The sequence below is a fragment of the Haloarcula sp. JP-L23 genome, assembly GCF_011602445.1.
GTDB classification, from domain to species: domain Archaea; phylum Halobacteriota; class Halobacteria; order Halobacteriales; family Haloarculaceae; genus Haloarcula; species Haloarcula pellucida.
In genome coordinates this window covers 538,986-559,204 of record NZ_CP050014.1, presented here as the reverse complement: position 1 = coordinate 559,204, position 20,219 = coordinate 538,986, and the positions used below count along the sequence as shown (strand labels likewise).

Below are 20,219 nucleotides of genomic sequence, written 5' to 3'. Positions count from 1 at the left end.
GTCCGAACGGATTCGGTGGCCGTTTGACCACCAGAGCATTCCATGCGTTGTCGCCCGTAGCGCAGTATCGTCTCGGTAAATATCGGCTGGGAGGCGGCACTCCGCCCGGTCGCGGCACCGTCACCGCGTTTTGTGACGGCACCACACCTCGACGCCGCCGACCCGTCACCGGTCGAACGACCCCGCGTACGACTGGTCGCGAGCGACGACCGTCTCGGGGTCGAACCGCACGAGGCCGTACCCGTCGCCGCCGAGTCCACGGAACCGCTCGTCCCACGCACCCCGGTCCCGGCCGAGGTACTTCGTCAGGAGTCGGTCGGCGCGGTCGGCGTCGAACGGTTCGAGCGTCGCCGTCCCGCGCATCCCGACGTGTTCGACGCGCCCCGACTTCGGGTCGAAGTCCACGACGGCGAGGGCGGACTCGGGGAACTGTCGGAGACGGTCGGGATACGAGCGGCCCGCTTCCATGGCGATGAGCCACACCTGTTCGCCGTCCCAGTGGAACCACAGGGGCGAGACCCGGGGGCCCGACTCCGAGGAGTGGGCGAGGAAACAGAACAGGGGCCGAGCGAGGAACTCGTCCAGCGAGGCGTCGAGGGTGTTCTCGACGATGTCCATAGCGGCGTGTCCACCGCCTGCGGGAAATAGGTTGGAGTGGAAACCGGGGGCTAACTGGTACGTATCTGGTACGAACGTTCGACCCCGGCGACGACCGGGGTGCCGCGACCCACCGTCGGGCTAACTGCGCCGAGCCTCCGACCGCGTTCGCGAGGACGGTGCGTGTGGCCTGCGAGCGAGCGGGCGGTCAGGCGAACTTCCGCACCGTCATGTCCAGCGTATCGAGGTCCAGAATGGGGGCGAAGCCGGCGTCGGGGTCGATGTTGACGGATTTCTGGAAGTCGGTCTGTGCCTGCCAGCACCCCGAGTTCAGCGCGAGGACGTTGTGGTACTTCCCCCAGCCGAGTTTGTGGACGTGGCCGGTGTGGAACACGTCGGGCACCTCTTCGATGACGAGGTAGTCGCGGTCCTCCGGCGCCAGTCGGGTGTGGCCGCCGTACTGCGGGGCGACGTGGCGCTTCTTCAGCAGTTGGTACATCGCCTTGTGGGGGTCGTCGTAACTGGCCTCCTCGTCGGGGAGTTCGGCGATGACCTCGTCCAGCGAGACGCCGTGATACATCAGCACTGTGACGCCCTCCACCGTGACCAGCGCCGGGTTCGAGTGGACGGTGGCGTCGTGGGCGGTCATGATGTCCCGCAGTTCCTCGTCGAAGCCGGGCTGTGGCTCCGCGAGGCGGACGGCGTCGTGGTTGCCGGGAATCATCCGAATCTCCATATCGCCGGGCACCTCCTTGAGATACTCCGAGAACTGCTCGTACTGCTCGTAGATGTCGATGATGTCCAGTTCCTCGTCCTGATCGGGGTAGATGCCGACGCCCTCGACCATGTCGCCGGCGATGAGGAGGTACTCGACGTGTTCCGCTTCAGCGGTGTGGAGCCAGTCGGTAAAGCGATGCCAGGCGTCGGCCATGAACTCCTGACTGCCGACGTGGACGTCGGAGATGAGCGCCGCCTGCACGTGGCGGTCGGCCGTCGACGGCGAGTGGGTCCGTGGCACGTCGGGGAAGTGCAGGGAGTCGACGAAGAGGATGCCCGAGTCGTCCGCGAGCGTTCCGTCGACGGCGATGACCTCGTCTAAGAGGAGTTGCTGGACCAAATCGGCGATGGGGCGGTCCTTCATCACGAGACAGGGGAAGGTCCCGTTCGTGTCTTCGAGTTCGACCAGCCAGTGGCCGCTGGCCGTCGAGCGGATGTCCGAGACCATCCCGATGAGTGCGGCCTCGCTGCCACCGGCCATGTTCTCGATGGCGTCGGTCGGTCGGTGGTTCACGCGACCCCGGAGTTTGCTCGCGAGTTTCTCGTAGCGGTCACGGAACACCGACACGAAGTCGCTGTACTCGCCGGTCCCGGTCGAGTTACCGGTCATGTCGTTTGCGACCTCGATGGCCCGTTTCGAGAGGTCGACGTCGCGAGACCCCTTCGTTTCGTGTGGAACGTCCCCGCCCGCGTCGGGCGACACTCCGGAGTCTGTTCCAGTCGAAACAGAGGGGTCTCGGGTCGCGGTCGCCCCGTTCTTCTGTTCGGCGGCCCGCTGACTGCCGGCGGTCGCGTCGGCTCTCGATTCTGCCCGGTCGAGCACGCCTTCGACGTGCCCGGCTGTGAGCTTCAGCGCGTCGTCGGGCATCGTTTCGACTGCGCGGTCGAGCGCGCGTTCTGGGTCCGGTGCGTCGGCCAGTTTCGTCACGGCCTCGCGTTCGGCGTTGTAGCCGCGGCTGGCGAGTTCGCTGACGATACGGGCCGGCGTCGAGAGCGGCACGTTCTCTACTCCGCGTCGGCGGGCAAAAACGTAGCGGACCGGCAGAGGACGTGGTGACACAAAGTTGATACCGTGGTGCTGACAAGCCGAGGTACGGATGGAACCCGACGTGTCGGCAGAGGACGACGACCGCAGTGCCGCCGTCGGTGCGGACGGCGACGTAGACGAGGAGGACGTGCCGTTCTCGGTGTACGTTCGCGACGTCGCTACGAGTGTCGGCGCCGTCGTGTTGGTGGGCCTGTTGCTGTTCGCCGTCAGCGGCGTCTGGCCCCCGCTGGTCGCCATCGAAAGTGGCAGTATGACACCGAACATCGACACCGGAGACATGGTGTTCATCATGGAGGAAGACCGGTTCCCCGGACCCGACGCCCGACACGGTGTCGTCACCGCCGAGACCGGAGCCGAGTCGAACTACGTGATGTTCCGCGAACCCGGCGACGTCATCGTCTTCGAACCCAACGGCAACGAACGGCGGACGCCGGTCATCCACCGGGCGATGTTCTACGTAGAGAAAGGAGAAAACTGGTACGACCGCGCCGACCCCGACGACGTCGGGGCCGCCGATAGCTGTGCCGACCTCCGGAACTGCCCCGCCCCGCACGACGGGTTCGTGACGAAGGGCGATTTCAACGACGCCTACGATCAGGTGACCGGGACCAGCACGGTCGTCCGCGACGAGTGGGTCGTCGGCACCGCCGAACTCCGGATCCCGGGTCTCGGATGGGTCCGGCTCCAGTCGGGGACCCGACTCGGCGGTTGACCGCCCGCTGGGATAGCCCGGACAACGGAACGTTGATTGTGCGTCTCTCGGTAGTCCCGGTAGAATGTCCGGTGACGACCGTCCGTCGGCGAGCGACGACGGTGACGAGGACGGGGCTGGTGTACTGGTGTACGTGACCGACATAGTCGGGAGCGCCGGTGCAGTCTTGCTGGTCGGCCTGTTGCTGTTCGCCGTCAGCGGCGTCTGGCCCCCGCTGGTCGCCATCGAGAGCCCGAGCATGGACCCACACATCGAGAAGGGCGACCTCGTCTTTGTCATGGAAGAGGAGCGGTTCGCCGGGGCGAACGCACAGGACGGCGTCGTCACTGCCGACCGCGGCGAGAACTACGTCCGATTCAGCCGACCGGGCGACGTCATCGTCTACGCGCCCGACGGGAACAATCAGACGACGCCCATCATCCACCGGGCGATGCTGCACGTCGAGGAGGGGGAGAACTGGTACGACCGGGCCGACCCAGCGGCCATCGGGGTCGCGGATAACTGCCGCCAACTCACCAACTGCCCAGCGCCCCACGACGGCTTCATCACGAAGGGCGACAACAACGCCCGTTACGACCAGGTGGGGTCGAGTCCAATCAGCGACCCGGTCAGGCCCGCCTGGGTCGTCGGCACGGCCGAGTGGCGCGTACCGTTGCTCGGCGAGATTCGACTCGGCTGGAACCAGGCCGCACGCGTCTCGGCAGCCGAAACGTCGGTCGGCGCGGAGAATACTACTGTCGCCGTCGCGTAGTCACGCGGGCGCACACTCAGTTGTCGAACCGTGCTTGGACGAACGGCTGGACGTCGTCGATGTCGCCGAGTCGCGAGTCAGAGAGGAGGACTGCTTCGGTCTCTTCGGTCGGTACCGACAGGGAAATTTCCTTCGTCCGGCCGTACCGGCCCTTCGAGACGACGACGGCGTTGACGATGCCCAGCATGTCCAGTTCGGAGATGAGGTCCGTGACACGGCGCTGGGTCAACACGTCGGCGTCGATCTCCTCACAGAGGTTCTTGTAGATGTTGAACACCTCGCCGGTGTTGATGTTGCGGACGCCGTTTTTCTCTAACAGGATGATGGCAAAGAGGACGATCTTCGACTGGGTCGGGAGCGTCCTGACGACCTCGACGACCCGGTCGAGTTCGATCTTCTCTTGGGCCTGTCGGACGTGGTCTTCCTCGACCTGATCGGTCTGGTCGCGTTCGGCGAGTTCGCCGGCGGTCCGGAGGAGGTCCAGTGCGCGGCGGGCGTCCCCGTGTTCCTGTGCGGCGAAGGCCGCACACAGCGGGATGACGTCGTCGGAGAGCGCACTCCCCTTGAACGCAACGTCAGCCCGCGCCTGCAGGATGTCCCGCAGTTGGTTGGCGTCGTACGGCGGGAAGACGATCTCCTCTTCCCCGAGGCTGGACTTGACGCGGGGGTCGAGAAAGTCGGTGAACTTCAGGTCGTTGGAGATGCCCATGATGGACACGCGGGAGTTCTCCAGTTCGGAGTTCATCCGCGAGAGGTTGTACAGCGTGTCGTCGCCGGACTTCTCGACGAGTTTGTCGATTTCGTCCAGCATGATGACGACCACGCGCTCGTGGTAGTCGACGGCGTCGAAAAAGGAGGAGTACACCCGGTCGGTCGGCCACCCGGTCATCGGCACTTCCTCGAAGTCGTCTTTGTCGGCTTCGAGGGCATCGATTTCGCTTTCGAGTGCGTCGACGCTGTCGAACTCCGTCGCTTCGAGTTCGGTGGCGTCCTCGCGTGCGCGAGACAACACGTCTTCGAGCGTCTCGATGCGGTCGTCGATGACGTCGGCGTTCTTGTTGATGAACTTGTTCGCGAGCTGTGCGAGGACGCGGTACTGGGTGTCGGTCACCTCGCAGTTGATGTACTCGACTTCACAGGGGACCTCGTACTTCTGTGAGGTCGTCTCCAATTCCTCGCTGACGAACTTCGCGCTGGCCGTCTTCCCGGTCCCCGTTTTCCCGTAGATGAGAATGTTCGACGGTGTGTCCCCGCGGAGGGCAGTAACCAGAATGGTCGCCATGTTGTTTATCTGCTCTTCTCGGTGCGGGAGTTTGTGCGGCGTGTAGGACGGTCGCAGCACTTCCTTGTTCTCGAAGATGGGTTCGCCTTCGAGCAAGTCGTCGAACAGGCCGCGGGAAGCCTCGTCGGAGTCCCCGGTGCTTCCCGTATCGAGGTTGTCGAAAACGACGTCGTCCAGGTCCGGTGTCTGTGAGGACTGGGCGTCGGTCGTGTCGTCGTCGGACGAGAGTGAGTACTCCGGGTCCTCCGATGTGTCGGGCCCGGCGTCCGAGTCGTCGAGTGAATCGGTCATTGTCGAGAGCGCAACCCCTTTGTTTCGAGTGGAGAGCAACGGAGATGCCCGAAGAGCGGACGTGAGGACTGCGTCTGTGCCACCACTGACGAGTGTCGACGCTCTCGGGTGCGTCCAGTTGAACCACATGAACCCGTGGGTGATTCGATATTAAATATTTCGGTCGAATCGTGGCGGCGGATCCACCGGAAAGAGTCCCCCGGTACGAACGATGGCGACCGAGTTACGGGAGTTCGTCGCTGCTCTACTGCCGATATAGTAGAGGCGTAAGCTCTCGATACCGGTGATACTCTCAGTGAGAGTGTCGTGGCGGGGACTGCACGGGAACTAGGGGGAGGAGCGACTGGCCGTAAGGCTACGAGGACCGAAGAGAGGGACAAGTAGGAGAGTCATACCGGCGCTACAGTTCGCGAGAGTGACTAGAATCCCACAGTTCCGGTGGACCCCCCACCCTTCGTTTCGGGTGGAATGCCCTGCGAGGGAGGGAGGGGGTGAGCGAACGAGCCCCTGCTCTCTAGACTAGGAAAGACTTAATACATATACAGAAAAACCAAATCCGCACCATATAGAAGAAAACGACTAGAGGATTACAGCTGTTCTAGACTAGTGTTTCGACGCCTCTGCTCTATGAATCTGCTAGTCTAGCTCGTAGCGCGCTCTTCACTTCCGCCTGTCGAGTGCCGTCTCAGTGCCGTCCATCCCGGGGTCGTTCGCCGTTCCACCTGAAACGAAGGGGTGGGGGGCACACACCTCCCCCCTGTTTCCCCTCCGCATCCCTCGTCATGGTTTCCCCAGCTTCGGTCGAAATGTCCGTTGGTGTGTCTCAGAGTATCGGTCCCTATCGCTCATCGCTCTACGGCCCTCGTTTCGCGTGCGTCCGAAAGCGCGGGTGAGACACCGAAGGCACCTGTGAGTTTGCCCAGTTCGTCCGTTCCCGGGTCGACCCCCGTGTTTCGTCTCGACGGTGACGGGACTTCCCAACTATATAATTAAATTTACACTTGTCTGACGTAGCCTTAAGTGAATTCGCCTTTCTTCTACGGGCAGAAGCCGCCAAACCGGCGAGTCCGGGCGGCGGGAGGATAGGATGGGACTGTTAACAAACCTCAGAGATAGCATTTCACGGGCAGCATCGACGCTGTTCTCCGAAGAAGACCCAAAGCGTATCGGGATATACGGCCCGCCGAACGCCGGGAAGACGACGCTCGCGAACCGTATCGCACGCGACTGGACCGGCGACGCCGTCGGCCCGGAGAGCCACGTGCCACACGAGACGCGCCGCGCGCGTCGGAAGGAGAACGTCGAGATAGAACGGGACGGGAAGAAGGTGACAATCGACATCGTCGACACGCCCGGCGTGACGACGAAAGTCGACTACACCGAGTTTCTGGAACACGATATGGAGAAAGACGACGCTGTGCGTCGGTCTCGGGAAGCCACGGAAGGGGTCGCGGAAGCGATGCACTGGCTTCGCGAGGACGTCGACGGCGTCATCTACGTGCTCGATTCGGCGACCGACCCGTTCACGCAGGTCAACACGATGCTCATCGGCATCATCGAGAGTCAGGACCTCCCGGTGCTGATTCTCGCGAACAAGATAGACCTAGAGGAGTCGTCGGTCCAGCGGATTCGCAACGCCTACCCACAACACGAGACCATCCCGCTCTCCGCGCTTGAGGGTGACAACATGGACGAGGTCTACGACAAGATAGCGGAGTACTTCGGGTGATACCATGGCAGAGATAAAAGGCCCCGACGACGGCGTGCAGATAGACCTCATCAGCGGCGAACGGATGGACGGCCTCGCCTCGATGGAGAAGATACGCATCATCCTCGACGGGGTGCGCGACGGCAACATCGTCATCCTCGAAGAGGGGCTCTCGCCCGACGAGGAGTCCCGTCTCATCGAGGTGACGATGACCGAGATAAGCCCCGACGAGTTCAACGGTATCGAGATAGAGACCTACCCCAAATCGGAGACGGCAGACCAGAGCATCCTGGACCGCATCATGGGGAAAGAGTCGACGAAGAAACTGACCGTTATCGGTCCGGCCAACCAGATCGAGACACTCCACAAAGACGAAACCCTCATCAGCGCGCTCGTCTCCCGGAAATAATGCCACACCAGTGTACGAACTGCGGCCGCGCGTTCGACGACGGCTCGAAGGAGATGCTGTCTGGCTGTCCGGACTGTGGCGGCAACAAGTTCCAGTTCCGGCCCGGCGGCGTCGACAGTTCGAGCCCGCCGGACCCGAATGCGGAACCGCCAGAACCCCCAGAGCCGCCGGGTGCCGACAGTACCGTGGCACGCACCGTCGGCAAGACGGCAGCGACGGTCCGGGACATCGTCGGCGGCGGGAACGACGACCCGACCGTCGGCGCCGACGCCGGGGCCGCCAGTTCGACTGGATCGAGCGGCTCCGACGACGCCTCGCCCGCCGTCGACCGAAGCGAGGCCGCGACCCGCCGGGAGGTCGACACCCAGACGGCAGACACCGAGGACGCCGCACAGGCGAGCGCCCGCGCGGACGTGGTGACGCCGGACGAACTCCCCCAGGAGCCACAGACCGACTCCGAGAGCGAACATCGCTTCCAACCTGTCGGCGCAGACTCTGACCCGCCGGAAGAACCCGATGAGACGGAGCGGCCGGACCTCAAGGAACTGCGCGAGGAACTCAACGACCAGTTCGAGTCCATCAAGGTGCTCGAACCGGGGCAGTACGAACTGAACCTGATGGAACTGTACGACCGCGAGGAGTACATCGTCGCGTTACAGGAGGACGGCCGGTACTCGATTCAGGTCCCCGAGACGTTCCGCGAGTAATCCCCTTATTTTCGGGTGCGATCCGGCACAATCGTTATATAATGCCGCGTAGATGAATCGCGTACGAACCATGGCACACCGGAACTGTTCGCCGACGGAGTCACACCTCGAAGAGTGGGCGTCGCTCCTCGGGACAGACATCGCCGAGGAATCACGGGAGCGGACCGAGAACGGCGACTGGCCGGACTAATCAGACGGCGTCCGAAGACAGAGAGAAAGGCGGCGAAAGTCCTGACGGCGTTACTCGATTTTAGCGTACTGGTCGGAGAGCTTCTCGGCCGCCTCGGCCATCAGGTCCTGTTCGTAGTCGTCTAAGTCCCACTCGACGATCTCCTCGACGCCGTTCGAGCCGAGTCGGACGGGGACGCCGAAGGCGGTGTCCTCGTGGCCGAACTCGCCCTGCAGTTTGACCGAGGCGGGCAGGACTTCGCCGGTGTCGCGGACGATGGCCTCGACCATGTGGGCGACGCCGCGGGCGGGGCCCCACTCGGTCGCGCCCTTGCGCTCGATGACGTCCATGGCAGACTCCTGTAGGTCGCCGAGAATCTCCTCTCTCTCGTCGCCGTCGAATTCGGGGTCGGTGCCGTCGACGCGGACCTTCGAGAAGACGGGGACCTGTGCGTCTCCGTGCTCGCCGAGGATGGTCGCCTCGACGTTCTGGGTCGGGGCGTCGAAGCGCTCGGAGAGGACGTAGCGGAACCGCGCGGAGTCCAGACGACCGCCGAAGCCGATGACCTGTTCGCGCGAGCGGTCGCCGGCCTCGTAGAGGTGGCGGTTGAGCAGGTCGACGGGGTTCGACGTGGTCAGCGAAATGTAGTCGTCGTTGTGCTCGTCGAGCGAGGACTGGATGTCCTCCATGATGGGGGCGTTGTCGCCCGCGAGGTCGATGCGGGTCTGGCCCGGCTGGCGCGGGATGCCGGCCGTGATGACGACGACGTCCGAACCAGCGGTGTCCTCGTAGCCGCCCTGTCGGACCGTCGTGTTCGAATCGTATGCGATGCCGTGGTTGGTGTCGGCGGCCTGCCCGATGGTGTCTTCTTCCTTGTCCGGGATGTCGACGAAGACGACTTCGTCGGCGATGTCTCGGAGCGCGATGTTGTACCCTGCCGCGGCGCCGACCGTTCCGGCCGCACCGACTACGCTTACCTTTGTCATACCATTCGAAACGCCTTCGGCGCGAACGTTAAACGTGTCGAAACCCCCCTCCACGGGTCACTGATCGGACCCGAAAACGGTTTTCAGCGCCACGGCGTTGATACGTGTATGAGCGACTTCGATAAGGAAGCCGAACGCGAGAAACTCCGGGAGAAATTCGAGAAGGAGGAAGAACAGCGTGCGGCCACCGAACAGATGAGCGAACTCCTGTTGAAGGGTGCGACGATGACGAACGCCCACTGTTCGGACTGTGGCGACCCCATCTTCCGCTACGACGGGCAGGAGTTCTGTCCCACCTGCCAGAAGCCCATCACACGCGAGCAGGGAGCGTCGGAGGACGGGACCGACGACGAGGCCGGTCAGTCCGCCGACGGGGACCACATCGAGGTGGCGAACCCGAGCGACGAGGCCCGCGTCCAGTTCGGCGCCGACGAAGCGGACGACAGCGAGGCCGAGGAAGCCCGGACGGACGAACAGGTACAGGACACGAACTCCAAAGCGGTCCCGGAGACGAACCACGCCGGCCAGAACGAACCCGACCGGGGGACGGACGCCCAGACTGCGCCACCCCGGGAGGTGCCGTCGGCGGACCCCGAGCGGACTCCAGACGAAGCGGGGGGTCACCGAGAGACGGATGACCGTCGACCCGCTGACCGGCAGTCACACACCGCCGGTCGCCGGTCTGTGGGACGCGACGAGCAGGCGGGGCGACGGGCGAACCCGGACGTTTCGACTCGAACTGAGCGCGCTACCGGTGACGTACGTGCGGACCTCGACGCTGCGGCGTCGCTGCTTGCGGAGACGGTTCGGCGATTTGCGGAGCGGGCCGCGGCGGCCGACGACCCGAGAGAAGCGCGCGAACACCTCGCTGCCGCCCGCGAGGCGGCGGAGGCGCTCGACGCGGCAAAGCGCTGACCGCTGTCAGCCGTCGGCGCGGACGCCGTCCCCGACGTCGACGGTCCCGTCGTCGCGGTGGACGTCGATTCGGTCGACGAGGGCGTCGATAGTCGGGACGTCCTGTGGCTTTGGCCCGCCGTGTCTGGAGACGATGCGGAGTCGGTCCTCGACGCACTCGAAGAGCACGACGCCGGGGAGGCTAGGGATCGTGCGCTGGAACGGGGCGAACGCATCGAACTCGTCGGGTGGGGCGTCCCGACGGTCGTCGTCGACGCCGTCGTCCGTGGGGTCTGCGAGCATCGGGAACGGGAGTTCGTAGCGGCGGTGCCACACCAGCGCCCGTTCGCGGATGTCGGGCAACACCGGGACGACGGCGGTCCCTCGCGTGGCGAACTCCCCGTAGTGGTCGGCGAGTCGACTGACGAGGTCCCGACACAGCGGGCAGTAGTGGTTCCGGAGCAAGACGGCGAGGACGTAGTCGTGGTCGGCAGCGAGACGCTCGGACGTCAGCGTCGCACTCCCTGCACCGACGTTGTCGAGTTCGAAGTCGAAGTAACGGTCACTACCGGTCGTCGTATCTGTCACCTGAGGATCCCCTTATCGGAACCACACTATACAACTGCTTCAAACTTTCTCTGCACGAACAGATCGGTGAAATCGAATCGTCGTCTCAGGGATCGTACTCGCCGCTAACGACGTCGCGGATACGCGTCGCGGTCACCTCGCCGATGCCCGCCACGTCGAGCAAGTCGTCGTGCTCGGCGGTCATCACCGCTTCGACGCTCCCGAAGTGGGCCAGCAGGTTCCGGGCCGTCACTGGTCCGACTTCCGCGACCGAGGTGACGACGTACTCCTGTTGCTCGGACAGCGTCTTCGACTGTTTCTCGCCGTGGACGCTCACCTCTCGGTCGCCCTCGTCCTGTTCGCGGGCGGCGATGACCTCCAGCAGGTCGGCCGTCTCGGTCTCGTCGGCGGTGCGCATCACGCTGGCGCCGAAGTCGACCGCGAGCGAGGCCAGCGCCCCGTTGATGGCCTTGTGGTGGACGTTTCGGGCGCCATAGAGGTCCTCGCCCTCGACGACGACCACCGGGCGGGCGTAGTGGCGGGTGGCGTCGCCCACCTGTTCGAACATCGACCGGTCGCCGCCGGTCAGCGTGTCCATGAAGTCCGCGACGGTCTTCCGTTCGACGACCACGCGGTCCGAGAGGACGTAATCGCCGACCGCGAGCGTCTCGAGTCGCGTCTCCACACCGTCGCGGGTCGAGAGGTCACGGGCGATAGTCGAGTCGAGTTCGCGCTGGTCGGCGACTATCTCTATGGTCTCCTCGTCGCCGTCGGCCGTCGCGACGGTCCCGTCCAGTTCGTCCGCCTCGGTCCCTGCCTCCTCGGCGACGTCCTCGCCGGCGAAGGCGTCGAGGCCGGCCTGCCCGTCGTCGGTGGGCGCGCTCTGTGCGCCGTCGTCCTCGGTTTCGACTGGAGCGGGCGACGACCCCTCGCTCTCGGCCCCAGTTTCCGATCCGGCGTCCCCGTCTGGGTTCTCGTACTCGTCCAGCCCGGTCTGGTCGAGTTCGGCCTCCAAGTCGCCGGCGACGCTCTTTAAGTTCTGTAACTCCCGTTTCATCCGTTTCTGGTCGTTTCTGGCCTTCCAGAAGTACGCCTCGTCGCGGGTGTCCTCGGCCAGCAAGACGACGACGCGGCCCTCGGCCTGTCGGCCGGTTCGCCCCTTGCGTTGGATGGCGCGGATGGCCGTCGGGACGGGTTCGTAGAACATCACGAGGTCGACTTCCGGCACGTCCAGTCCCTCCTCGGCGACGGATGTCGATACGAGGACCTCGAACTCGCCGTTCCGGAAGCGGTCAAGCGTCTCCTGTTGCTCGGTCTGAGTCATCCCCTCGCTGCCGTCGGTGTCCGACTGGCCGACGAACTTCTGGGTCGAGAAGTGGTCCGAGAGGAAGTCGACGAGGGTTTCGGCGGTGTCCCGGGACTCGGTGAAGACGATGACTCGCTCGCCGTTCTCGATGCCGAGCGTCTCGGCCAGCAACATCCGCGTCTGGCGGAACTTCGGGTGGAGGTCGTCGTACGCGGTGGCCTTGCGCATCGCCTCGCGGATCTTGGGTTCGCTGACGAGTCGCTGGTCGGCTTTCGACGCACCGGACGAGCGGGCGGCCTCCTTCAGGCGCTCGAAGTACCGCCGCAGGGACTTGACGCTCTGGGTCTCGACGTAGGTGACCGCCGTCCGCAACTTCCGAATCTCCGCGAGCAGGCTCATCCCCTGATACCCCTCGCTCTGGTCGTTGTCCATGAGTTTCCGCAACTCGGCCTGCATCCCCTGAATCTCCCGTTCGGAGAGGTCCGGCGAGGACTTGTTGGTGACGCCGAGGTCCTTTAACTGCGCCAGTCGGTCGGCGACGACTTCGTTGATGGCGTCGCGTATCTCTATCACTACGTCGGGGAGTTCGATACGTTTCCACTCGACGCTCGTATCGTGGGTGTACTCGGCCACGTCGGCGTCGTCTTCGGTCATCACGGTGACCTCCGAGAGGCCGAGGTTCTCACACACTTCGAGGATGGCCTCCTCGTCGTCGCCGGGGGAGGCGCTCATCGCGGTGACGAGGGGGTCGTCGGCGTCGGCGTGGTAGCGGTCGGCGATGTAGTTGTAGGCGTAGTCGCCGGTCGCGCGGTGACACTCGTCGAAGGTGCAGTGGGTCACCGACGAGAGGTCGATACGGTTGCCCACGAGGTCGTTCTCGACGACCTGCGGCGTCGCGATGACCACTCGCGCGCGCTCGAACAACTCCGCTCGGTCGTCCGGTCGGACCTCACCCGTGAAAACGACAATCTCGTCGTCGGGAACGGTCAGCGCCTCACGGTAGAACTCGGCGTGTTGTTGGACCAGCGGTTTCGTCGGGGCCAGCAGGAGGGCGGTGCCGCCGACGCCGTGGAGGCGGCGGGCGGTCACGAGCAGGGAGACGGTCGTCTTACCGAGGCCGGTGGGGAGACAGACGAGGGCGTGGCGATCGTCGGCGGTGTCGGCGAGTTCGACCTGATACCGGCGGTTCTCCAGCAGACCGTCGGTAACCAGTGGCTCGGTGACGTACTCGCCACCGGACTCGGCGTCGGTGGTCGCCATTGGCGAGGCGTTGGCCCCGCCGGCGGTTAAGGGTTCAGGTAGCGTGGTGGAAGTGAAACGGGGTGGACGAAGGTATTATTTCATCTTCTGATAATTATAAGCTATGACGGTGACCAGCCCGGTCGGACTCGCACTCGTGGTGTTTTTCACGGTTTCGGGGCTGTCACTCGTTGCGCTCACGGTGTATCTCCGGACGTATCCCCACGAGATTCGCGGCGTCCGCTCGTTTACCGCGCTGTTGGCGCTGATGGCGGTGTGGTCGTTCGCCGCCGCCGCGAAAATCGTCCTGCCGACCGCGGTCGAACGCGTACTGGTCGCGCTCGAACTCCCGCTTGGGGTGCTGTTCGTACTCGTCTTCTTCGTGTTCGCGGCCCAGTACACGGGCCGAGACTGGCACCGCCGCCCCCTCTTTATCGCGTACGTGGTGGTCGTGCTGATGGGGCTCGTGCTGGGTATCCTCACGAACCCGCTCCATCACCTGTTCTGGGAGGGTATCGACCTGTCGACGGCGGTGTTCCCCCATCTGGTTCACAGGGGACTGGGACCGCTGTACTTCCTCTATGTCTTCCTCTCGTACGGGCTGTACTGTGTGGCGGTGTACGCGTTGCTGGGCATCCACCTCCGGAGTCGGTACAGCACCGAATCGGTGTTGCTCGTCGCCTTCGGGAGCGCGCTGCCGCTGTTTATCAACGTCGTCTCTGTACTGGACAGTGCCCCGATTCCGGGGCTGGATTACACGCCGATCGGCCTCGCCCTGTTCGGCATCGCGACGACGTGGTCCATCCAGCTAGATTTTTTCGACATCGTCCCACTGGCTCGCGATACGGCCGTCGAGCAGAGCAGCGAAGGCATGGTCATCCTCGACGCCGAGCGCCGCATCCGTGATTTCAACCCCACGGCATCAGAGCTCCTCCCGTCGCTTGCGAGCCACCAGAACGAGTCCATCGAACGAATCGTCGAGAACGCCGAAGAGTGGTTCGAGGACGTCGACGGCGGCCGTACCGAGTTCGCTCCCCAGACCGACGAGGACCGGTATCTCTCGGTCCAGACGTCCGCGATAACCGACGGCCCGCACCACCTCGGCTGGACCGTCGTCCTCTCGGACATCACCGACCAACAGCGACGACAGCGTCACCTCCACCTCGTCTCGCGCGTCCTGCGACACAACATGGCCAACCGCATCAACACCATCATGGGTCACGCGGAGGTGTTAGAGGAGTACGTCGACGAACGTGGTCGGCCCCATCTGCAGGCTATCGACGACAGCGCCGGTTCCATCATGGAGACGAGCGCGAAACTCCGGACGATACAGCGTATCGTCACGAGCGAGCGAGCCAGAGAGCGAACCAACATCTCGACCACTGTCGAGGCCATCGTCGCCCGGTATTCGGCGAAATACCCGGCGGCGACGGTGACGGCGTCGTGTCCCGACGAGGTGTTCGTCCGATCGACCGTCGGGCTACAGGTCGCCCTCGAGAACCTCGTCGAGAACGGCATCGAACACGACCCGGATCCATCGCCGTCGGTGACTATCACCGTCACCGTCGATGCGGACACGGTCCACGTCACCGTCGCCGACGAGGGCCCGGGCATCCCCGACACGGAGCGTCGTATCCTCGAAGAAGGTGAGACGCCGCTCCAGCACAGTTCCGGCGTCGGACTGTGGCTCGTCTACTGTTTCGTCGAGCAGTCGGGACACGACCTCACGTTCGAGTTGCGCCCGGAGGGCGGGAGCGAAGTGTCCTTCTCGCTGGACCGGGCTCTGCCCGAACCGGACGGGTGACCGCGCTAGTCGCCGTAGACGGGGAAAGCCATCAATTCACTCCGATGTGTAGCTTGACCTACCATGGCGTACCACAGCCGCTCGACTCCCGCACAGGTCTGGCAGACACTGACTCACTCGCTCTGGTGGGCACAGCAACTCAGCGTCTTGCAAGGGGTGGTCGCGGCCGCGAAAGCGGCGTTCGCGGCGGTGTTGCTCGGAGTCACGGCGCCGGCCGCACCGGTCGTCGTTGGCCTCGTCTCCTTTGCCGTCTACACGGCCAACGACCTCGCCGACATCGAGGAGGACGCCATCAACTGCCCCGAGCGGTCGTCATTCGTCACGGACCACCCGGTGGTGGTCGCCGGCCTCGCCGTCGGTGGCCTGCTACTGGGGGCGGGCATCGCGCTGTGGGTGGGCGGGCTGGATGCGCTCGTCGTCGCCCTGATTCCGGTCGTCGCGTGCGTCCTCTACAGCGTCCCGCTCGCACCCGGGTGGCGGCGACTGAAGGACGTGTTCGTCGTGAACACGGGGCTGGTGGCACTGGCGTGGGCGTCGACCGTGACCCTGCTCCCACTTGTCGTGGCGGGTCGTCCCATCGGCCCGGTAGCGGTGGCGGTCTGTCTGTTCTTCCTCCTGCGGTCGTTCGTCTCGGTCGAGGTGTTCAACGTCCGGGACGTCGTCGGTGACAGGGCCACGGGCGTCGAGACGCTCCCCGTCGTCCTCGGTGTCGGTCGGACGCGGCAGGTACTCGCGCTGCTCGATGGCTGTTCGCTCGCGGTGCTGGTCGCGCTCACGCCCGTCGCGCACGCGGCCCTGCCCGCGGTGTTTGCCCTCCCGGTCGTGAGCTATTCGCTCTCGCTCACGTGGGTTCTGGACCGGACGAACGCGATGGATACGCTCTGTCTGGCCAAAGACGGCGAGTACCTCCTGCTCGGACTGGTCGCCCTCGCCGTCTAGAACGGGACCAAGACCAGCCCGACCCACATCGCGGCGGCCGCGAGCACCGGGATGGCGAAGTTGTCGTCGACGACGTAACCCGCGATGGTGGGTTTGACCCCGTCGGCGAACGTCGCGGCGACGCCGCCCAGCACCGCCGCGGCCGGCGAGACGAACGGGGACGCGAGCAGCGTACACACGCCGAACATCACGAGCAACACCCACGCCTGCTTGACGTTGCTGGCCTCCGCAGAACCCAGCAGGCCGCTTATCGGGTCGCCGATGGCCAGCATGAACATCGCCGGTACGGCCACGGTGGTGGGCAGTCCGACGGCGACGGCCCCGGCGACGACGGCCATCCCGACGATGTACAGCGCGTAGCCCGCCGGGTTGTCCTGTTCGTACTCGCGGGTGAGACGGTCGTAGATGGCCCAGTCGAGACCGATCGAGAGACGAACGAACTCCAGGAAGACGACGGTAACCAGACACACTGCCAGAAACGTCTGGACGACCCGCCAGGTGACGAGGTCCGGGGCGAGGAGGTACGAGAGCGGGACCGCCGACCCGGTGGCGTGGACGAGTCGACGGGCGACCTCATCAGCCATCTTACAGGTCGTCGAAGGTCGTCTCGCCCTCGGTGAGACGCTCTAGCGTCTCCGCGAGGCCGTCGATGGAGACGCGTTTCTGCTCTGTGCTGTCCCGTTCCCGCACGGTGACCGTGTCTTCCTCTACGGACTCGTAGTCGACGGTAACGCAGTAGGGCGTCCCGATCTCGTCCTGTCGGCGGTAGCGCCGGCCGATGGCACCGGAGTCGTCGTAGGTGACCGAATGCCCGGCCTCGCGGAGGGCGCTCGCTATCTCGCGGGCGTACTCGGCCATGCCGTCCTTGTCCATCAGCGGGAAGACGCCGACGGTGGTCGGGGCCTGTTCTGGCGGGAGGTCGAGGTAGGTGCGTTCCTCACCGTCTACCTCGTCCTCGGTGTAGGCGTGGGCCAGCACCGTGTAGATGAGGCGGCCGACCCCGAAGGAGGGTTCGACGACGTGCGGGCGGACGTGTTCGCCGTTCTCCGTGACCGTCTCGACGCTGAAGTTCGTCTCTTCGACGGGGACGGTGTAGGCCTCGCCGTCTACCTCGACGGTCACGTCCTCACCCTCGAAGGCCTCGGGGTCCCGTTCGGCCAGCGCTTCGAGTGCGTCGGCCACCGACTGGGCGTCGCCGCCGAACTCGGGACCGAGATAGCTCATGTCCGGGTCGACGGTCGGTCGTTCGACGGTGACGGGTTCGTCGTACTGCTTGAAGACGGTGTAGTCCTCGCCGGAGTGTTCGGCGTGCTTCTGCAGGTCGTAGTCGCCCCGGTAGGCAAAGCCCGTAATCTCTATCCAGTCGCCGTCGATTTCGGCTTCGGCGTCCCAGCAGTCAGAGGCGTAGTGGGCGAGTTCGCCCGGGAGGTGCTGGCGGAACCGGAACCGGTCCATGTCGATACCGATGCGCTCGTACCAGTCGCGGGCGACGCCCAGATAGTACGCCACCCAGTCGCTGGTGACGACGCCCTCGTCGACGGCCTCGCCGACGGTCAGCTGTTCGACGCCGCCGTCCGCTGCCTGCTGGCTCTCGCCGGAGTACAGCGGGAGCGTCACGTCCTCTACGTCGGCGAGCGGCGGTTCGTCCTCCTCGGGGTCGACGAAGTGTTCGAGTTCGGCCTGCGTGAACTCACGCACGCGCACGAGGGACTTCCGGGGGGAGATCTCGTTGCGGTAGGCCTTCCCGATCTGTGCGACGCCGAAGGGGAGCTGGTTACGCGCGTACTCCGAGAGCTGCGGGAACTCGACGAAGATGCCCTGTGCCGTCTCCGGCCGAAGGTAGCCCGGCGAGGAGGTGCCCGGGCCGATGTTCGTCGCGAACATCAGGTTGAAGTTGTCGACGGGTTGGCCGGCCAGCGACGTGTGACAGGAGGGACAGGCGATGTCGTGGTCGGCGATGATGTCCATGACGTCCTCGTTGGGCAGGGACTCGGCCTCCTCGATGTCGGTGTTGTCCTCGACGATATGGTCGGCGCGGTGGGTCGCGCCGCACTCGCCGCACTCGATGATCATGTCGTCGAAGCCATCGAGGTGGCCCGACGCCTCGAAGACGGCTTCGGGCATCACGTCGGGGGCCGAAATCTCCTGATGGCCCTCTTGCAGGACGAAGCGGTCACGCCACGCGTCTTCGACGTTCGACTTCAGGGCCGCGCCCTGCGGGCCGTAGGTCCAGAACCCGGCCGCGCCGCCGTAGGAGCCGGCAGCGGGGAAATAAAAGCCCCGGCGCTTGGCCAGTTCGGTCAGTCGCTCGCCCTCGCTCATAGGCCCTCCAGTAGGTCGACGTCGCGGACGATACCGTCGAGTTCGTCGCCCGCGACGAGTGGAATCTGTTCGATGTCGTGTTCGATCATCAATCGGGCCGCCTCCGCGGCGGTGAGGCGTTTGCTCACGGTCACGACGTCGGCGGTCATGAACTCGCTTACGGGTTCGACCGGAATCTCGACGTTTCGGGTGGGCATGTAGCGGCCGCCGACGGCCTTGATGCCCTCCCAGGCCCACTCGTCGTCCTCGTTGGCGATAGACTCGCCGGTGTCGTCTTCGCCCTCGACGACGCGGGCCACTTCGATGATGTCGACTTCGGTGAGCATCCCGGTCATCTCGCCCTCGGCGTCGAGGACGACGCCGTAGGGGACTTCGGCGTGGGACAGTTCCCGCTCGGCGACGGTCAGTGGCGTCTCGACGTAGATGCAGTTGATATCGCTGCGGGCGAGATTTCCGACTTCGGTGTCGCCGTCGACGTCGCCGTTCGCGATAGCGTGGATGACGTCGGTGACGGTGACGATGCCTTCGAGACGCCCGTCGACGACGGGGATGCGGCGCTCGTTCTCCGCGACCATCAGGCGTGCGGCCTCCTGAATGCTGGCCTCGGCGGTGATGGTCGGGACTTCCTCGACGAGCAGCGCGAGCTGGTCCTCGTCGGGTCGGTCGATGAGGGCGTCCCGTGAGATGAGTCCGCGGAACTCCTCGCCGTCGTCGGTGTCTTTGATGACGGGGACGGACGAGAACGCCCGCTCTTGGAGGTACTCCAGCACGTCGTCACGGGTGCCCGGAATCTCGACCGTGACTACCTCCGAGCGCGGCGTCATGGCGTCTGCGACGTTCATACTGCCAAAACTTCCTGCCCGCACCTACTAAGTCCTTAACATCCACCGCTTTCTCTCGGCGCTCGGTCCGAGTCGCGTGGGTCCACGCCCGTCCGAGGCAGACAGCCGAAACCGCGCTGTGCAGGCCTCGACGACGCTGAAACCTCTGCTCGACATCCTCGTGAACGGGTACGTTCACATCCGTTACCTAACACCGAGAGTAGGCCGGCCGTACCACTCGCTGCTCGACTGAATCTCGGACGAACCGCGACACTGCGCGCGGATGCCGTGGGTAGTCTCGGTCGTCCCGTCGTGGTAGTAGCGCACCACCAGTCAGACAGATGTCTGACACTGGTCCGACTCCGTCCGGGGATTTCGCTACGTTTATATGTGGGTGTTACATATTGTCATGCATGGAGCCGGACACGGTTGCCCCAGCGGAGGTTGCTGAGGACGCGGAGGTTATGGCTTCCGTCGAGGAAGGCACGACTGATACGCTCGTCATCGCAGACGTCTCGACCGACGAGGCGTATATGACACTCCCGCTGGTAGACGCCGCCTCGCTGCCGGAATGGCGGTAACGCGCGGTCCGGGTCACTGCGGTTCGACCCGTGGTTTTTACATTTTCGGCGCTCACGACTCGTAGCGACTGCCGACGCCGTCGTGGCGTTCGGGCGTCCTCGAACCGATCAGGTATCGCTCTCGAAATCGAGCAGTGGTATCCCCGCCAGTTCGCCGTCGGCGGCCTGCGGTGCGTCAGCGGCGGCAGGACCGGTGTCGGGCGAACGGTCGAATACGCTCTACAGTATTTCACACACGCGACACCGACGGCGACGTCGGTCACGGCTCGCCGGCACCGCACGCACGCGTTGAGAAAACAAGCGTTATGC

At 64.8% G+C, this 20,219-nt stretch carries 18 protein-coding genes; 9 read left to right on the top strand and 9 right to left on the bottom strand.

The window, feature by feature from the left end:
* Nucleotides 1-165 precede the first annotated feature (165 nt).
* Entirely contained in the window at nucleotides 166-618 is a 453-nt protein-coding gene (locus tag G9465_RS02690) for a pyridoxamine 5'-phosphate oxidase family protein (protein ID WP_166967305.1), read from the bottom strand.
* Nucleotides 619-805: 187 nt separating this feature from the next.
* Entirely contained in the window at nucleotides 806-2,374 is a 1,569-nt protein-coding gene (locus G9465_RS02685; RefSeq protein ID WP_166967302.1) for a DNA-directed DNA polymerase II small subunit, read from the bottom strand.
* Between the two features lie 97 nt (nucleotides 2,375-2,471).
* Here G9465_RS02685 and G9465_RS02680 point away from each other — a divergent pair, with 97 nt between their 5' ends.
* On the top strand, nucleotides 2,472-3,134 hold the full coding sequence (locus G9465_RS02680; RefSeq protein ID WP_166967301.1) for a S26 family signal peptidase: 663 nt from the start codon (nucleotides 2,472-2,474) through the stop codon (nucleotides 3,132-3,134).
* Between the two features lie 64 nt (nucleotides 3,135-3,198).
* Nucleotides 3,199-3,885, top strand: coding sequence for a S26 family signal peptidase (locus tag G9465_RS02675; protein WP_166967299.1), 687 nt, complete (start codon nucleotides 3,199-3,201; stop codon nucleotides 3,883-3,885).
* Nucleotides 3,886-3,901: 16 nt separating this feature from the next.
* On the opposite strand, the gene G9465_RS02670 is transcribed toward G9465_RS02675, so the two are convergent.
* Nucleotides 3,902-5,458: a Cdc6/Cdc18 family protein gene (locus G9465_RS02670; protein WP_166967297.1), complete on the bottom strand. Its 1,557-nt coding sequence runs from the start codon at nucleotides 5,456-5,458 to the stop codon at nucleotides 3,902-3,904.
* A gap of 1,087 nt (nucleotides 5,459-6,545) precedes the next feature.
* On the opposite strand from G9465_RS02670, the gene G9465_RS02665 reads away from it, so the two are divergent.
* From G9465_RS02665 to G9465_RS02655, 3 genes are read left to right on the top strand one after another with little or no spacing between them, the layout of a single operon-like run.
* Nucleotides 6,546-7,187, top strand: a complete 642-nt coding sequence (locus G9465_RS02665; RefSeq protein WP_166967295.1) for an Era-like GTP-binding protein — start codon at nucleotides 6,546-6,548, stop codon at nucleotides 7,185-7,187.
* A 4-nt stretch (nucleotides 7,188-7,191) separates the two neighbouring features.
* The gene (locus G9465_RS02660) at nucleotides 7,192-7,575 is read left to right on the top strand and encodes a DUF2073 domain-containing protein (RefSeq protein ID WP_166967293.1); all 384 of its coding nucleotides are present in this window, start codon (nucleotides 7,192-7,194) and stop codon (nucleotides 7,573-7,575) included.
* On the top strand, nucleotides 7,575-8,282 hold the full coding sequence (locus G9465_RS02655) for a Zn-ribbon containing protein (protein WP_166967291.1): 708 nt from the start codon (nucleotides 7,575-7,577) through the stop codon (nucleotides 8,280-8,282). Before G9465_RS02660 ends, G9465_RS02655 begins: the two co-directional genes overlap by 1 nt.
* 240 nt (nucleotides 8,283-8,522) lie before the next feature.
* Here the strand turns inward: G9465_RS02655 and mdh are convergent, their stop codons facing one another.
* On the bottom strand, nucleotides 8,523-9,437 hold the full coding sequence (mdh, locus tag G9465_RS02650) for a malate dehydrogenase (protein WP_166967289.1): 915 nt from the start codon (nucleotides 9,435-9,437) through the stop codon (nucleotides 8,523-8,525).
* A gap of 108 nt (nucleotides 9,438-9,545) precedes the next feature.
* Here mdh and G9465_RS02645 point away from each other — a divergent pair, with 108 nt between their 5' ends.
* Nucleotides 9,546-10,352, top strand: coding sequence for an Sjogren's syndrome/scleroderma autoantigen 1 family protein (locus tag G9465_RS02645; RefSeq protein ID WP_166967287.1), 807 nt, complete (start codon nucleotides 9,546-9,548; stop codon nucleotides 10,350-10,352).
* 6 nt (nucleotides 10,353-10,358) lie between these two features.
* Here the strand turns inward: G9465_RS02645 and G9465_RS02640 are convergent, their stop codons facing one another.
* Both G9465_RS02640 and G9465_RS02635 read right to left on the bottom strand, forming a co-directional pair.
* A complete protein-coding gene (locus G9465_RS02640; protein ID WP_166967285.1) occupies nucleotides 10,359-10,919 on the bottom strand; it encodes a redoxin domain-containing protein in 561 nt (186 codons plus the stop codon).
* A gap of 85 nt (nucleotides 10,920-11,004) precedes the next feature.
* Nucleotides 11,005-13,464 carry a DEAD/DEAH box helicase gene (locus G9465_RS02635; protein ID WP_166967283.1) on the bottom strand — a complete coding sequence of 820 codons (2,460 nt, stop codon included), beginning with the start codon at nucleotides 13,462-13,464 and terminating at the stop codon, nucleotides 11,005-11,007.
* A 103-nt stretch (nucleotides 13,465-13,567) separates the two neighbouring features.
* Here G9465_RS02635 and G9465_RS02630 point away from each other — a divergent pair, with 103 nt between their 5' ends.
* Both G9465_RS02630 and G9465_RS02625 read left to right on the top strand, forming a co-directional pair.
* Nucleotides 13,568-15,247, top strand: coding sequence for a histidine kinase N-terminal 7TM domain-containing protein (locus G9465_RS02630; RefSeq protein ID WP_166967281.1), 1,680 nt, complete (start codon nucleotides 13,568-13,570; stop codon nucleotides 15,245-15,247).
* A gap of 63 nt (nucleotides 15,248-15,310) precedes the next feature.
* A complete protein-coding gene (locus G9465_RS02625) occupies nucleotides 15,311-16,186 on the top strand; it encodes a UbiA family prenyltransferase (RefSeq protein WP_166967279.1) in 876 nt (291 codons plus the stop codon).
* Here G9465_RS02625 and G9465_RS02620 read toward each other — a convergent pair.
* The 3 genes from G9465_RS02620 to G9465_RS02610 are packed head-to-tail and all read right to left on the bottom strand — an operon-like array spanning nucleotide 16,183 to nucleotide 19,350.
* Nucleotides 16,183-16,770 (bottom strand): dolichol kinase, encoded by a 588-nt coding sequence (locus G9465_RS02620; RefSeq protein WP_166967277.1) that lies wholly within the window; start codon nucleotides 16,768-16,770, stop codon nucleotides 16,183-16,185. The genes G9465_RS02625 and G9465_RS02620 overlap by 4 nt on opposite strands.
* Before the next feature lies 1 nt (nucleotide 16,771).
* A complete protein-coding gene (gene glyS / locus G9465_RS02615; protein ID WP_166967275.1) occupies nucleotides 16,772-18,508 on the bottom strand; it encodes a glycine--tRNA ligase in 1,737 nt (578 codons plus the stop codon).
* The gene (locus G9465_RS02610) at nucleotides 18,505-19,350 is read right to left on the bottom strand and encodes a CBS domain-containing protein (protein WP_166967273.1); all 846 of its coding nucleotides are present in this window, start codon (nucleotides 19,348-19,350) and stop codon (nucleotides 18,505-18,507) included. The genes glyS and G9465_RS02610 overlap by 4 nt, the downstream gene beginning before the upstream one ends.
* Before the next feature lie 392 nt (nucleotides 19,351-19,742).
* Here G9465_RS02610 and G9465_RS02605 point away from each other — a divergent pair, with 392 nt between their 5' ends.
* Entirely contained in the window at nucleotides 19,743-19,910 is a 168-nt protein-coding gene (locus tag G9465_RS02605; protein WP_166967271.1) for a hypothetical protein, read from the top strand.
* Nucleotides 19,911-20,219: the final 309 nt, after the last annotated feature.